Below are 13,949 nucleotides of genomic sequence, written 5' to 3'. Positions count from 1 at the left end.
CCAGCCCAGCCCCGTCCAGCCCGGTCGGAAGGCGAGGCGAGGCGAGGCGAAGCGAAGGCTGCGTCAGCTAAAGATGATCATCGACCCCTGCCCCAGACTCCGCGTAGCCGCCGCATGCAACCCCAGCCACACGAACCGCTCCCGCGCGAACGGACTGTCGTCATGCGGAATCGGCCCCGCCGGCTCCTCCAACGACGTCGGCCGCCCCGGCGGAGCCGGCGCGGCGGGCGGGTTCCCCGGGTCGATCCCGATCGCCGGAGCCACGAAGACCAGCTCCCGCAGCAGCCCGTGCGCGGACCCCAGCGGCCCGCCCCCGCCCAACAGCTCCTCGTTCGCCAGCGGAGCCGGGAAGTCCACCGGCACGTACGCCCCCGCGTGGTCGTAGTGCCACACCAGGTGCGACTGCTGCGCGGTCGGCTCGAACATCTCCAGCAGCTGCTCGTAGTCCCCGCCCAGCTCGTCCACCGGCGTCACCGGCAGCCCGCAGATCTGGAGCAGGTACGCCCGCCGCAGGAAGTGCAGGGCGTCGTAGTCGAAGCCGGCCACCGGAGCCACGTCCCCGCTCAGGCCGGGCATGTAAGCGAACACGGGCACCGACGGCAGACCCGCCTCACCCAGCGCCTTGTCGTACGAGGCGATCTCTTCCGCGAAGGGGTTGTCGGGGCTGTGGCACAGCACGTCGACAAGGGGGACCAGCCACAGGTCACAAGCCACGCGGGCTCCGATCAGTCGATGCCGCCGATCGGGCCAGAGTAGTGCGCCGAACACCCTCCGCGAAGAGGTGCGCAGAACCCGCTTACGAGGGGTGACGCCCTGACCCCGCCCTGCCACCCCGCGACGACGGGCTCAGAGGCCGGCGGCCCAGTCCAGACCGTGCTGGTTGTACTCGTGCACGATGCGCCGTACCTCATCCGCGTCCGCCAGCGTCACCGCGTCCACCAGGTCGCTGTGCCCGCACCACAGCGCCGCGCGCAGCTGCGGCTCGCGCTGGAGGTGGGGTACGGCGAAAACCCAGCACTGCACGCGGATGCGGTGCAGAAACTCCGAGATGTAGGTGTTGCCGACCAGCCCGCTCAGTTCCCGCCAGAAGCGGAGGTCGTAGCCGATCAGCACTTCGAGCGAACCGCTCTGGGCGGCCCGCCGCGCCTCCTCGGCCCGGCGGCGCACCGACACCAGCATCTCGCCGGAGCCGGGTGCGGTGCCGCGTTCGGCGAGCCGGCGGAAGATCCCGTCGACGACCAGCGAACGCGCCTCGACCATGCCGCGGAAGTCGTCCACGGAGAAGACCCGTACGCGGAAACCGCGGTGCTGGACCAGTTCCAGCAACCCCTGGGCCGAGAGGTCCACGAGCGCCTCGCGGACCGGGGTCGCGGAGACCTCGTACTGCTCGGCGATCTGCTTGACGGTGAACTCCGTGCCCGGCGGCAGGCGTCCCGCGAGCACCTCGTCACGCAGCGCGTCCGCGATCTGCTGGCGAAGTGTGTTGCGGGTGACAGCGCCGCTGCCTGGCATAAGGGTCCGTCTCCTCTGTAGAACTCCGGACACCTTAGGCCAGACAGCGAGGCCGAAACCGAACGGTTCGTGATCGTTATACGGATCTACCGACCGTTATGCGGACGGGGAACCGGCCACGTGTGCCGGCAGCCGGGCCACCTGCACTTTCAGCCGGCCGTGGTGTGGCGGTCGGCGACCGTCAGGGCCTCGTCCAGCAGGGCCAGACCCTCCTTGGCCTCCGACTCCGTGATCGTGCAGGGCGGGACGACGTGCGTCCGGTTCATGTTGACGAAGGGCCACAGGCCGGAGGCCTTGCAGGCCGCGGCGAACTCGGCCATCGGCGCGTTGGCGGCGCCCGCCGCGTTGTACGGAACGAGCGGCTCGCGCGTCTCCTCGTCCCGTACGAGTTCCAGGGCCCAGAAGGTGCCCAGGCCCCGCACCTCGCCGACCGACGGGTGCCGTTCGGCGATCTCGGCGAGGGCCGGGCCGATCACGTTCGCGCCGAGGTGGGCGGCGTGCTCGACGATCCCCTCCTCCTCCATCGCGTTGATCGTCGCGACGGCGGCGGCGCAGGCCAGGGGGTGGCCGGAGTACGTCAGTCCGCCCGGGTAGGGGCGGGTGGCGAAGGTCTCGGCGATGGCGGCCGAGATGGCGACGCCGCCGAGCGGCACGTACCCGCTGTTGACTCCCTTGGCGAAGGTGATCAGGTCGGGGGTGACCCCCCAGTGGTCGGCGGCGAACCACCTGCCGGTCCGCCCGAAGCCGGACATGACCTCGTCGAGGATGAAGACGATGCCGTGGGCGTCGCACAGCTCGCGCACGCCGGCGAGGTAGCCGGGCGGCGGCGTCATGATCCCGGCGGTGCCCGGCACGCTCTCCAGGATGATCGCGGCGATGGTCGCCGGACCCTCGAAGGCGATGGTGTCGGCGAGGTGCGCGAGGGCGCGCTCGCACTCCTCGGCCTCGGTGGTCGCGTGGAAGGGCGAGCGGTAGAGGAACGGGCCCCAGAAGTGCACGACGCCGGCGGCGGCCGTGTCGGACGGCCAGCGGCGCGGGTCGCCGGTGAGGTTGATCGCGGCAGCGGTGGCGCCGTGGTACGAGCGGTAGGTGGACAGCACCTTCTGCCGGCCGGTGTGCAGCCGGGCCATCCGTACGGCGTTCTCGACGGCTTCCGCGCCGCCGTTGGTGAAGAAGATCTTGTCCAGGTCTCCGGGGGTCCGTTCGGCGATGAGGCGTGCGGCCTCGGAGCGGACGTCGACGGCGAAGCCGGGCGCGAGGGTGCAGAGCCGGGCGGCCTGCTCCTGGACGGCGGCGACGACCTTGGGGTGCTGGTGGCCGATGTTGGTGTTGACCAGCTGCGAGGCGAAGTCGAGGAAGCGGTTCCCGTCGTAGTCCCAGAAGTACGAGCCCTCGGCGCCGGCAACGGCCAGCGGGTCGATCAGGGCTTGGGCGGACCACGAGTGGAAGACGTGAGCGCGGTCGGCGGCCTTGACGGTCGCGCCGGTGACATGAGGGGTCATGTCGTCACGCTAGAAGTGTGCAGGTGGGGACCGATATCGGCGGACTGTATGGGGTGAGGGGGGCACTCTCGGCAGTCTGTCGGCACCCTTCCGCACGCCTCGGTCATTGACAGCAGGCTGTCGTCATGACAGCCTTCTGTCATTGGTGGTGGTTCGACGATGCGGAGGCGATCGAGATGACCGGAACCCGGAGCAAGCCCACCGACGAGACCGCCCACAAAGCCGTTCCCACGCCCGTCCGGAAGGCCGTCCCCAAGCCCGTCCATCTGGCTGTGTACGACACGTACGCGGACTGGGAGACCGGCCACACCACCGCCCACCTCACGCAGCGCGGCCACGAGATCCGGACGGTCGGCTTCGCCGCCGGGCAGCCGGTCACCACCATGGGTGGCGTCCGCATCCAGCCCGACCTGGCCCTCGCCGACCTGCGGCCGGAGGACTCCTCGCTCCTGATCCTGACGGGGGCCTCGCTCTGGGACACGAGCGACGAACTGGCGCCCTTCGCGGTGAAGGCGAAGGAGTTCCTGGCGGCGGGCGTCCCGGTCGCGGCCATCTGCGGAGCCACCGCGGGCCTGGCCCGGGCCGGCGTACTGGACGGCCGTAGGCACACCAGCGCGGTCTCCTTCTACCTGGCCGAACAGCCCGGCTACGCGGGCGCCGGGCGCTACGTCGAGACCGACGCGGTGACGGACGGCGACCTGATCACGGCCGGGCCGACGGAACCGGTGGCCTTCGCCCGCGAGGTCTTCGCCCGCCTGGGCGTCTACAAGCCGGATGTCCTGGACGCGTGGTACCGGCTGTTCCACGACTCGGACCCGAGCGCCTACCCGGTGCTGATGGCGGCGTCGGAGGCCGGCGATGCGTGAGCCGGCGCCGGAGGACCTTTCCAAGGAGGACCTCTCCGCGGAGGACGTCTCCGCGGAGGGCCCTGGCCTTCACGCGGAGGGCCTCTCCCTCCGCGCCCGTCAGGACTGGTTGAGCCGCACCGCACTCGGGGTCTTCCGGCTGAACGGCCAGTTCCTCTCCGTCTCGGAGGAACTGGCCCGGCCGGCCGGGCTGACGGCCGCGTGGTGGCAGGTGCTGGGCGCCGTACTGAAGGAACCGCTGCCCGTGGCGGGCATCGCCCGGGCGATGGGGATCACCCGGCAGAGCGTGCAGCGCATCGCTGACCTGCTGGCCGCGAAGGGCCTGGCGGAGTATGTCCCGAACCCGGCGCACCGCCGGGCCAAACTCCTCCGCCCCACGGAGGCCGGCCGCGCGGCGGTGGCCCGCATCGGCCCGGGCCACGCCTCCCTCGCCGCCCGCCTCGCGGCGGAACTGGGGGACACCGCCTTCAGGGAAACGGTCCAGGCCCTGGAACGACTGTCGAAAGCCCTGGAAACCCTCCAGTCCTCCCCCGATACGCCCGTCCCCTGAGCGGTTCGCGCCTGCTGGACGGGCGGTGTCGGCACCTTAGAGCTTCGGGTCCTGCTTCGGGTCCTGCTTCCAGTCCTGGGCGAGGAGCCCGAGCAGCACCTCGTCCAGGAGCCCGGCCGGACCGGCCGGCGGCAAACCGACAAGGGCGGTGCCGGCCCGCCGCTCACCACGTGTGGGCGGCGCCCCGCACCGGTTTGTGTCGAAGTCAATAAGCCTGCCGACAGAGCTTGTTGCGTACGAGGACCGCGTCGGAGACTGCCGACCATGGAGCCGTTGAACGTAGTGGCACGACTGTGGGAGCGGATCGAGGAACGCGACTGGGACGGCGTGGCAACGCTCATCGCCAACGACGCCGTCATCGAATGGCCGGTGAGCGGCGAACGCATCGTGGGCCGCGCCAACTTCATAGCCGTGATCAGCGATGACGGCTACACGGACGAGAGATCCGTGGAGGTGCTGCGGATCCTGGCGGACGGGGACCTCGTCGTCACCGAGGTGGAGATACCTCAGGACCACGTCGTCTACCGCGCCGTCTCCCTGTGGACCGTCCGGGACGGGGAGATCATCGGCGCACGGGAATACTGGACCACTCCCGGCCAGGACCCTGCACCCCGCTGGCGCGCCGGTTACGTCGAACCGATGGTGGCGGACTGAGCCCCGGGCGCGGCGAGGGCGTCCAGCTCCTCCCCGATGGCGGCACGCAGAGCGTCGTGGCGGCCTGACGGCGCGTACTGCTCGCCCCGCCAGAACTCCTCCGCGTAGAGCCAGACGGGCAGCCGGACCCGGTCGGCGGGCTCCCAGTCGTAGCGGGGCCAGATGTGGGCGTGGAGGTACGGGTCGGTGTTGCCGAGGATCTCGATGTTCACGCGGCGGAAGGCCGGGTCGAGCCGGCGACAGGCGCGCTCGACCGCCTCGGCGAGCCGCTCCAGGTCGGTGAGGTACGCCATCCTGCGCGGCCGGGGGAGATCGGAGAGGCGGGTCACGGCGGAGTCGTCGGTGAGCAGGACGGAGTACCCCGGCAGGAACTGACGGTCCCCGAAGGCGGCGAAGCCGGCTTCCAGGCGGCGCATGACGGTGGGGTTCCGGCCCCGGTGCGCACTGCCGATGCGGTCGTGACGCCAGTCGGTGTCGGTCATGACGTGATGGTAACCAGCCGCGTGCGCCTGGCATTTCGGGCGCGGCCTTGACCCTCAGGTACCCCGTGTCATACCTGAGAGCTACGCGAGAAGACGGCTCTGCAGCGTGACGCCGTCGACGGGTCGCGATTTCTAACTTCGGTGGCAGAGAAGGGCGCTGACGGCTCTTCCCGACCGAAGGAAGAGGCGATGGCGGCGGGGGCGACGGGGATCACGGAACCGGCAGTAGGGATGGGCGGGCCGGGTGTTGGTGGAGTGGCAGGTCCATCGGGGTCGGCGGCGCGGTCCGCTCGGTCCGGCCCTCGCGCTCCGTCCACCGGGCGGCTGCGCCGCACCCTGCTCGCCTCTCTGGTCGCCGCGGCCGTCGTGTTCCCCATGTCCGCCGCCGCCTCCCCCGACGTCCCCGCACCGGCGCCCGCCGCCTTCACCCAGGACGCCGCACCGCACGAGCGGTACGCCGCCAACCGCGCCAACCTCGCCGAGGCGGCCCGCATGGCCGAGGACGCCGGACGCACCGGGCGGGCCGTCAGGCTGCGTGCCATGGAGGCAGCCGGCGCGGCGCAGTTCCTCGCCTTCGACGGCCGCGGGCGGGGGCGGGCCGTCGAGGTGTTCGGCGATCTGGGCAGCGCCGACCGGGTCGCCGTCCTGGTCCCCGGGTCGGACACGACGCTCGACACCTACCAGAGGTTCCGGGCCGGGGCCGTCTCCCTTCAGCAGCGCCTCCAGGCCGAGCACCCGCGCTCCGCCGTGGTCGCCTGGCTCGGGTACGACACCCCCGGCACGGTCAGCACCACCGTGCTGACCACCGATCGCGCCGGCGAGGCCGCCGCCGAACTGGGGAGGTTCCTCGACCGGTTGCGGGGGATGACCGGCCCGGACGGCCGCCTCTCGCTCCTGTGCCACTCCTACGGTTCCGTGGTCTGCGCCCGGACCGTGACCGGCCCCGCCGTCGTCGACATGGTCCTCTTCGGCAGCCCGGGCACGGGGGCCGGGTCCGCGCGGCAGCTGCCGACGGGAGCCCGGGTGTGGGCGGGGCGGGGCAGCGGCGACTGGATCGGGACCGTCCCGCACGTCCGGCTCGGCGGGCTCGGCTTCGGTACCGACCCCGTGGACCCCGCCTTCGGAGCGCGGTCCTTCGCCGCCGGAGCCGCCGGGCACAGCGACTACCTCAAGCCGGGCACCGAGTCCCTCGAGAGTCTCGTCGCCATCGTCCTCGGCACCACTCCCACCGCGGAGGCCCCTCATGCGTAGGCTCCACGCCCGCTGGACCGCCCTCGCCGAGGCCGTGGACCGCGCCACCCCTCCCGACCGGGACCGCGCCGTGGACGCGCTGCGGGCCTTCGCGATCCTCGGGGTGGTGCTCGGCCACTGGCTGGTCACCTCCCTCACCACCGCCAACGGCGGTCTGAGCAACGCCAGTCCCCTGGCCCACATGAGCCGGCTCGCCCCGGTCTCCTGGGTGTTCCAGACGCTGGCCGTGTTCTTCCTCGTCGGCGGGCATGTCGCCGCCCGCGGCTACGCCTCGGCGCGGGCGCGGGGGGACTCGTACCGCACCTGGCTCGGGCAGCGGCTCGGGCGGCTGTTCCGTCCGGTCGCCGCCGTGCTCACGCTCTGGGCGGTCGTGGCGGCCGGGATGCTGATCGGCGGAGTGGAGCCGAGCACCGTCCAGACGCTGGTCAAGCTGGTGCTCTCCCCGCTCTGGTTCCTCCTCGTCTTCGCCGCGCTGACCGCCGCGACACCGCTCGCGGCCCGGCTGAGTCCCCTGGTGCCGATGACGGTGGTGGCCGGGGTCGACCTGTGGCGCTTCGGACTCGGCGGGCCCGAGTGGGCCGGCTGGGTCAACGTCGCCGCCGGGTGGCTCGTCCCCTACACCCTGGGCGCCGCCTGGTCCCGGGGAGCCTTCGCCCGGCGCGGGCCTGCCGTCCTCCTGCTCGCCGGGGGCGCCATCGCGGCCGCCGCGCTGGTCCTCTGGGGCGGGTACCCGGCGTCCATGGTGGGTGTCCCCGGGGCTCCGATATCGAACCTGAACCCGCCGACGCTCGCCGCCGTCGCGTTCGGACTGGCCCAGTGCGGGCTGGCGCTGCTGCTGCGCGGCCCGCTGGCCCGGGCCATGGCGCGGCCGGCGGCCTGGGCGAAGGTGGCCCTGGTGAACCTCTCCGCCATGACGGTCTTCCTCTGGCACCAGACGGCCATGATGGCCGTCACAGCCCTCGGGCTGCTGCTGTCGGCGGACGTGCCCGGGCTGCACACCGTGCCCGACTCGGCGGAGTGGATAGCCGCCCGGCTCCTGTGGCTGCCGCTGTTCACCGCCGCACTGACGCTCTGCTGGGCCGCGTTCCGTACGTACGAACAGGGCCCGCGCCGGCCGCGGGGCACCCTGCGGCCCTCCCCAGTCCACGGGTTCCACACCACTGCGGGCTGCCTCGTGCCCGCCCGTCCCACGGCCGTGCCCGCCCAGGAGATCACCCATGCCTAGTCTTGAGGACGTGAACGAGCGGAGCAGGCACCCCGATCAGGTCCCCGCGAAGCGGAGCGAGACCCTGCGGGCCACGGCGAGGGAACTGCTCACCCTGCGGCGGGACCCCCTCCCCCGGATCTCCCGGCCGCGGTGGCTGGCCTGGCTGCCGCACGTGATCGTCGGTTACGCCGCCCTCTTCTTCGGCTTCCTCACCATGGAACAGCTCGCCGACCACTACCACGTGACCGGCGAGATGCCGCAGGCGCTGGCGATCTCGACCGGTGTGTCCATCGCGCTCGCGATGTTCCGCCCGATCGCCGCCTGGTGGCTCGCCCTGATCACGGCCGGCTTCGGCGCATGGGCGATGTACGACCACGTCGGTCAGGGCCAGACCTGGCCCGGGACCATCGGCGGACTCTTCGCCTTCGCCGCAGTGATCCTCCTCGTCGCGCTGCGGGTACCGCCCCGCGTCACCATCGCGGTCATCGCCGTCTCCCTCGCCTGCACCAGCGTGGCCGAGGCGCTGTGGAAGCCGGAGCACAGTGGGAGTACCGCCTTGACCGGCTCCCTCCTGCTCGGCTTCGCGGGGCTGCTCGGTTATGCGCTGCGCGCACTGCGGCTGGCCCGCGGCGAGCTGGTCGAGCAGGAGACCCTCACCGAGGAGGAGCGTGCCCGGCGAACCCTGCTCGAGGAGCGCAGCCGGATCGCCCGCGAACTGCACGACGTCGTCGCGCACCACATGTCGGTGATCTCCATCCAGGCCCAAGTCGCCCCGCATCTCGTGGAGAACCCGTCCGAGGAACTCAGGGAGAACCTGGCGGGCATCCGGGAGAACGCGCTGGAGGCCCTCACCGAGCTGCGCCGTGTGCTGGGCGTGCTGCGCTCCGAACAGCCGGAGGATCCCGTCGCCCTGCAACACCCGCAGCCGACCCTGGCCGAGCTGGACGGCCTCGTGGACAACGTGCGCGGTGCCGGGCTGGACGTCACCACCGAGATCGCGGGCATCCGGCGGCCGCTGACGCCCGGCGTCGAACTCACCGCGTACCGCATCGTGCAGGAGGCGCTGAGCAACTGCCTGCGTCATGCGGCTGGTTCACGGGTGGAGGTCGGCATCGCTTACGGGCCCCGCGATCTGCACCTGTGCATCGCCAACACGGCCCCGCCCCGGCCGGCGCCGCCCTCGCCCGGTGCGGGCCACGGGCTGTTGGGGATGCGGGAACGGGCGGGCATGCTGGGGGGCGAGCTGGCCGCCGGTCCACGGCCCGACGGCGGGTACGAGGTGTCCGCCGTCCTCCCGATGGATCTGCAGGACCGGCCCGGCAGCTCCTCATCCGAGACGAAGAGGGAACCATGAGCACCCCGATCAAGGTGATGATCGCCGACGACCAGATGATGGTCCGGCAGGGCTTCACCGTGCTTCTCAACGCCCAGCCCGACATCGAGGTGATCGGCCAGGCCGTGGACGGGGCGGACGCCGTCGCCAAGGTCGGCGAACTGGGACCGGACGTGGTGCTGATGGACATCCGCATGCCCGGCATGGGCGGCATCGAGGCCACGTCCGTCATCACGGGCGCCGCCGGCTCCACGGTCAAGGTGCTGGTGCTGACCACCTTCGACCTCGACGAGTACGTGTACGAGGCGCTGCGGGCGGGGGCCTCGGGGTTCCTCCTCAAGGACGCTTCGGCCGACCAGCTCGCGGAAGCGGTGCGGGTGGTGGCGGCCGGGGAGGCGCTGCTGTCGCCGAACATCACGAAGCGGCTGATCACGGAGTTCTCCCGGCTGGGGGCGCCGCGCGCGCCGTCGCGGGCACGGATCGACGAACTGACCGAGCGGGAGACGGAGGTCCTGACGCTGGTCGCCCAGGGCCTGTCCAATGCGGAGATCGCCCAGCACCTGACGGTGGCGGAGCAGACGGTCAAGACCCATGTGGGCCGGATCCTCGTGAAGCTGGGCCTGCGGGACCGAACGCAGGCCGCGGTGTTCGCTTACGAGACGGGGCTGGTCCGTCCGACGGGCTACTGATCTGCCCCGCGTAGTACCTGAGAGGGACGCCGCGAAATCCCCTTCGGTGCCGACGCGGACCAGGTGGGCACGGACCTACGGTTCTTGTATGAGCGACACGACCACCGGGGGGACAGCCCGGACACCTGAGTTCCGCATGGCATCGGGGGTGATCGAGACCCTGCGCCAGGACCTCGTCACCGATGCCTTCGCCTACCGACCGCTGCCGCTGCTGGAGACGCCCGGGCGTCTCGTGCGCCGGCTTCCCGAGGCGATACGGCGCTACTTCCCGTGGACGCATTATGCGGCGGTGTCGGTGCTGGCGTTCTTCGTCATGCTGCTCACGGCCTCCTCCCAGTCCGGCTACCTGGGAGACGCCGGCGGGTTCCTCATGGGGTTGGTGGCAGCGGCCCCGGTCCTCATGACGCTGGTGCGGCCGGTCGGCGCGTGGTGGGCGGCGGTGGCGATGACGGTGGTGCTCGCCGCGTTCGGCGGGGACGGCGAATGGCCATGGGGCCCGGGCGGTTTCGTCGCGTACATCGCGGTCATGGTCCTGGTCGCGCTGCGCACCGGGCCCCGGGTGGCGGCCTGGATGTGGACGCTGACCCTCGCACTCGGCTTCGTCCTCTCGGTGGTGTTCGGGAGCCGGTTCGGGACGAACCTGCCCGCGATGGCGGTGGTCTCGGCCTTCGCCCTGGTGGTCACGAGCAGCATCCAGATACGCCGCAACGCCAGGGCCGAGGTGAGCGCGCAGCAGGAGGTCACGGCAGTCGAGCGGGACAAGCGCACGCTGCTGGAGGAGCGCACGACGATCGCCCGGGAGTTGCACGACGTGGTGGCGCACCACATGTCAGTGGTGGCGATCCAGGCGGAGGCCGCCCCGTACCGGGTGGAGAATCCGCCGCCGGAGCTGGAGGCCGCCTTCGTCACCATCCGGGAGAACGCGGTGGCGGCACTCACGGAGCTGCGGCGGGTTCTGGGAGTGGTGCGCTCCGCGGACTACGAGGCTCCGGACGCCCCGCAGCCGACGCTGGCCTCTTTGGACGGGCTGTTGGCCAATGTGCGGGAGGCCGGGCTCAGTGTGGAGAAGACGGTCACCGGGGCGGTGCGGGAGCTGCCGCAGGGGGTGGAGCTGTCGGCGTACCGGATCATCCAGGAGGCCCTGAGCAACACGCTGCGGCACGCGCCGGGCGCGGCGGCGGCGGTGGAGGTGTCGTACGTTCTGGGCGGCCTGGGGATACGCGTGGTCAACGGCGCGGGAACCGGGGATGCGCGGCCTTCGCCGGGGGCCGGACACGGGATCACCGGGATGCGGGAGCGCGTGGCCATGCTCGAAGGGGAGATGACGGCCGGCACCACCGGGACGGGCGGGTACGAGGTGGCGGTGTTCATACCGGTGCCCGGCCGTCCGGAGGCGGGACGGGTTGCGCAGGAGGGGGCGGCATGACGATCAGGGTGCTGATCGTCGACGACCAGATGATGGTGCGGGAGGGGTTCTCCGTCCTTCTGAACGCCATGGAAGGCATCGAAGTGGTGGGGGAGGCGGTCGACGGTCGGGAGGCCATCACGCAAGTGGCGGCGCTGCGGCCGGACGTGGTGCTGATGGACATCCGGATGCCGCAGATGAACGGCCTGGAGGCGACGCGGGAGATCGTGGCCGCCGACACGGACGCGAAGGTGCTGGTCCTGACGACCTTCGACCTCGACGAGTACGTGTACCAGGCACTCCGGGCGGGGGCGTCGGGGTTCCTGCTGAAGGACGCGTCGGCCCGTCAGCTGGCGGACGGGGTCAGGGTGGTGGCCGCCGGGGAGGCGCTGCTGGCGCCTTCGGTGACCAAGCGGCTCATCGCGGAGTTCTCGAAGCTGTCCGAGGCGCCGAGGCTCGTGGACCCGGCGGGGTTGGGTGAGTTGACGGAGCGGGAGAAGGAGGTGCTGGTGCTGATCGCGCAGGGGTTGTCCAACGGGGAGATAGCGGGCCGGCTGATCGTCGCGGAGTCCACGATCAAGACCCATGTCAGTCGGATCCTCGTGAAGCTGGGCCTTCGGGACCGCACCCAGGCGGCGGTGTTCGCCTATGAAACCCGGCTGGTCACTCCGGGCTAGTGCGGGTCGGGTACGGCGGGCCGGTCAGGCCGTGCGGGTGGTGCGGAAGCGGGAGGCGTAGGCGGAGGGGGTGGTGCCGAGGTGGCGGGCGAAGGTGCGGCGGAGGGATTCGTCGGAGCCGAGACCGCTGCGGCGGGCGGCCACGGTGACCGGCTCGCCTTGCTCCAGGAGGATCCGGGCGGTCTCCAGGCGGAGGGTCTCCAGGTGGGCGGCCGGAGTGGTGCCGGTGTGGGCCTTGAAGAGTCGGGAGAGGTGGCGGGGGCTGAGGCCCGCGCGTCGGGCCAGGGCGGTGAGGCTGTGATCGGCCGCGGGGTCGGCGGCCATGGCGTCGAGGAGGGGGCGCAGCACCGGGTCGCGGGTGGGTGAGGTGCGGGAAGCCGCGGAGAACTGGGACTGGCCGCCGGGGCGTTGGAGGAACACCACGAGGTCCCGGGCGACGCGTCGGGCGGTGTCGGGGCCGAGGTCCTGCTCGACGAGGGCCAGGCAGACGTCGATGCCGGCGGTGACTCCGGCGGAGGTGAGCACGGGGCCGTCCTGGACGTAGATGGCGTCGGGGGTGACGGTGGTGCCCGGGTAGGAGCGGGCGAGGTCGGCGGCGTGCTCCCAGTGGGTGGTGGCGCGGCGGCCGTCCAGCAGCCCGGCCGCGGCGAGGGCGAAGGCGCCGGTGCAGACGGCGGCGACCCGGTCGGCGCGGGCGGCCAGCCGGGCGACGAGCTCGACCAGTTCGGGCCGGATACGCAGGGTGGCCAGGTCGGCGGGACCGGGGACCACCAGGGTGTCGGTGCGGGAGACCGCGTGGGCCGGCAGGTCGGCGTCGAACCGCAGGCCGGTGGAAGTACGGACGGGGGCACCGTCGGGGGTGCAGACCTGGACGGCGTAGGGGAGGCCGGCGGTGGTGAAGACCTCCAGCGGGGCGGCGACGTCCAGGAGGCGTACGCCGTCGAAGGCCAGGACGGTGATCGTGTGGGTGCCCATGCCCGCACGGTAGCCGGGGCGGGGTGGGATCCGTGTCCGGATGTGTGGGGTGCCTGGCTCTGGGGACATGGCGGGCGGAAGGGGTGCGCGGGGAGGCTGGAGGCCGGTCGAGAGGAGCACTGGTGAATGCGAAGGGGCACGGCGTGAAGCGGGACGGCGTAAGTCGGGACAGCGCGAAGCGGGACAGGGCGGGAGCGCGCGGGGAGGGCGCCGCCGGGGTGGCCGTGCCGGACAGCCGGATCGCCATGGAGGCAACCGAGCTGGTGCGCGACACCGTGAGCGAGTTGATCTACCACCATTCGCGGCGGGTCTACTGGTTCGGCAGTCTCCAGGGGCGGCGGCGGGGGCTGGCGTTCGATCCGGAGCTGCTGTACGTCGGGGCGATGTTCCACGATCTGGGGCTGGGCAAGGAGTTCCGGACGAGCGGGCGGCGGTTCGAGGTCGACGGGGCGGACGAGGCCCGGCGGTTCCTGGAGCGCCACGGGATACCGGAGGACGGAGTCCGTCGGGTGTGGACGGCGATCGCCCTGCACACCACCCCCGGCATACCCGAGTTCATGGAGCCTGAGGTGGCGCTGCTGACGGCGGGCGTGGAGTACGACGTGCTCGGCATCGGCTTCGATGACATAGACGCGGCCGCCCGCGCCGAGGTCACCGCGCTGCATCCGCGGCCGGACTTCAAGCGGCGCATCCTCCAGGCCTTCACCGAGGGGATCGAGCAGAAGCCGGAGACCACCTTCGGCAATGTGAAGGCGGACGTACTGCGGCACTTCGTGCCCGGCTTCGACCCGGCGGATTTCGTGGAGGTGATCCAGGGTTCCCCGTGGGCGGAGTGACACCCCCTAG

General features: G+C 71.9%; 15 protein-coding genes. 10 read left to right on the top strand and 5 right to left on the bottom strand.

Annotated features, from left to right (window positions below):
- Window positions 1-63 precede the first annotated feature (63 nt).
- The 3 genes from ACIP5M_RS03955 to ACIP5M_RS03945 form a co-directional block, all read right to left on the bottom strand.
- The gene (locus ACIP5M_RS03955) at window positions 64-714 is read right to left on the bottom strand and encodes a hypothetical protein (RefSeq protein ID WP_401191465.1); all 651 of its coding nucleotides are present in this window, start codon (window positions 712-714) and stop codon (window positions 64-66) included.
- 132 nt (window positions 715-846) lie between these two features.
- A complete protein-coding gene (locus ACIP5M_RS03950) occupies window positions 847-1,512 on the bottom strand; it encodes a GntR family transcriptional regulator (RefSeq protein ID WP_401191463.1) in 666 nt (221 codons plus the stop codon).
- Window positions 1,513-1,661: 149 nt separating this feature from the next.
- Window positions 1,662-3,014, bottom strand: a complete 1,353-nt coding sequence (locus tag ACIP5M_RS03945; protein ID WP_401191461.1) for an aspartate aminotransferase family protein — start codon at window positions 3,012-3,014, stop codon at window positions 1,662-1,664.
- 125 nt (window positions 3,015-3,139) lie between these two features.
- On the opposite strand from ACIP5M_RS03945, the gene ACIP5M_RS03940 reads away from it, so the two are divergent.
- From ACIP5M_RS03940 to ACIP5M_RS03930, 3 genes are all read left to right on the top strand, one after another.
- Complete coding sequence (locus tag ACIP5M_RS03940) at window positions 3,140-3,880, top strand: DJ-1/PfpI family protein (protein ID WP_401191459.1); 741 nt, start codon at window positions 3,140-3,142, stop codon at window positions 3,878-3,880.
- A complete protein-coding gene (locus ACIP5M_RS03935; RefSeq protein ID WP_401191458.1) occupies window positions 3,873-4,430 on the top strand; it encodes a MarR family winged helix-turn-helix transcriptional regulator in 558 nt (185 codons plus the stop codon). The genes ACIP5M_RS03940 and ACIP5M_RS03935 overlap by 8 nt, the downstream gene beginning before the upstream one ends.
- Before the next feature lie 264 nt (window positions 4,431-4,694).
- Window positions 4,695-5,084, top strand: coding sequence for a nuclear transport factor 2 family protein (locus ACIP5M_RS03930; RefSeq protein ID WP_401191456.1), 390 nt, complete (start codon window positions 4,695-4,697; stop codon window positions 5,082-5,084).
- Here the strand turns inward: ACIP5M_RS03930 and ACIP5M_RS03925 are convergent.
- Window positions 5,057-5,566 carry an HIT family protein gene (locus ACIP5M_RS03925; protein ID WP_401191455.1) on the bottom strand — a complete coding sequence of 170 codons (510 nt, stop codon included), beginning with the start codon at window positions 5,564-5,566 and terminating at the stop codon, window positions 5,057-5,059. The two genes, ACIP5M_RS03930 and ACIP5M_RS03925, sit on opposite strands and share 28 nt — an antisense overlap.
- A 255-nt stretch (window positions 5,567-5,821) precedes the next feature.
- Here ACIP5M_RS03925 and ACIP5M_RS03920 point away from each other — a divergent pair, with 255 nt between their 5' ends.
- The 6 genes from ACIP5M_RS03920 to ACIP5M_RS03895 all read left to right on the top strand — a co-directional run bounded on the left by ACIP5M_RS03920 (window position 5,822) and on the right by ACIP5M_RS03895 (window position 12,128).
- Complete coding sequence (locus tag ACIP5M_RS03920; RefSeq protein ID WP_401191454.1) at window positions 5,822-6,817, top strand: alpha/beta hydrolase; 996 nt, start codon at window positions 5,822-5,824, stop codon at window positions 6,815-6,817.
- Window positions 6,810-8,042, top strand: a complete 1,233-nt coding sequence (locus ACIP5M_RS03915; protein ID WP_401191452.1) for an acyltransferase — start codon at window positions 6,810-6,812, stop codon at window positions 8,040-8,042. Before ACIP5M_RS03920 ends, ACIP5M_RS03915 begins: the two co-directional genes overlap by 8 nt.
- Window positions 8,035-9,378, top strand: a complete 1,344-nt coding sequence (locus ACIP5M_RS03910; protein WP_401191450.1) for a sensor histidine kinase — start codon at window positions 8,035-8,037, stop codon at window positions 9,376-9,378. The genes ACIP5M_RS03915 and ACIP5M_RS03910 overlap by 8 nt, the downstream gene beginning before the upstream one ends.
- Window positions 9,375-10,046 carry a response regulator gene (locus ACIP5M_RS03905; protein WP_401191448.1) on the top strand — a complete coding sequence of 224 codons (672 nt, stop codon included), beginning with the start codon at window positions 9,375-9,377 and terminating at the stop codon, window positions 10,044-10,046. Before ACIP5M_RS03910 ends, ACIP5M_RS03905 begins: the two co-directional genes overlap by 4 nt.
- Before the next feature lie 88 nt (window positions 10,047-10,134).
- A complete protein-coding gene (locus tag ACIP5M_RS03900) occupies window positions 10,135-11,472 on the top strand; it encodes a histidine kinase (protein WP_401191446.1) in 1,338 nt (445 codons plus the stop codon).
- Complete coding sequence (locus tag ACIP5M_RS03895) at window positions 11,469-12,128, top strand: response regulator (protein ID WP_401191445.1); 660 nt, start codon at window positions 11,469-11,471, stop codon at window positions 12,126-12,128. The genes ACIP5M_RS03900 and ACIP5M_RS03895 overlap by 4 nt, the downstream gene beginning before the upstream one ends.
- Before the next feature lie 24 nt (window positions 12,129-12,152).
- Here the strand turns inward: ACIP5M_RS03895 and ACIP5M_RS03890 are convergent, their stop codons facing one another.
- Window positions 12,153-13,103, bottom strand: a complete 951-nt coding sequence (locus ACIP5M_RS03890; RefSeq protein ID WP_401191443.1) for a GlxA family transcriptional regulator — start codon at window positions 13,101-13,103, stop codon at window positions 12,153-12,155.
- A gap of 245 nt (window positions 13,104-13,348) precedes the next feature.
- Between ACIP5M_RS03890 and ACIP5M_RS03885 the strand changes: the two genes are divergently transcribed.
- On the top strand, window positions 13,349-13,939 hold the full coding sequence (locus ACIP5M_RS03885) for an HD domain-containing protein (RefSeq protein ID WP_401191881.1): 591 nt from the start codon (window positions 13,349-13,351) through the stop codon (window positions 13,937-13,939).
- The last annotated feature ends 10 nt before the right edge of the window (window positions 13,940-13,949 follow it).

This window comes from Streptomyces sp. NPDC088762, assembly GCF_044750905.1.
Taxonomy (GTDB): Bacteria; Actinomycetota; Actinomycetes; order Streptomycetales; family Streptomycetaceae; genus Streptomyces.
Note: the sequence above shows the minus strand (reverse complement) of the source record. Positions and strands in the feature narration are given on the sequence as shown.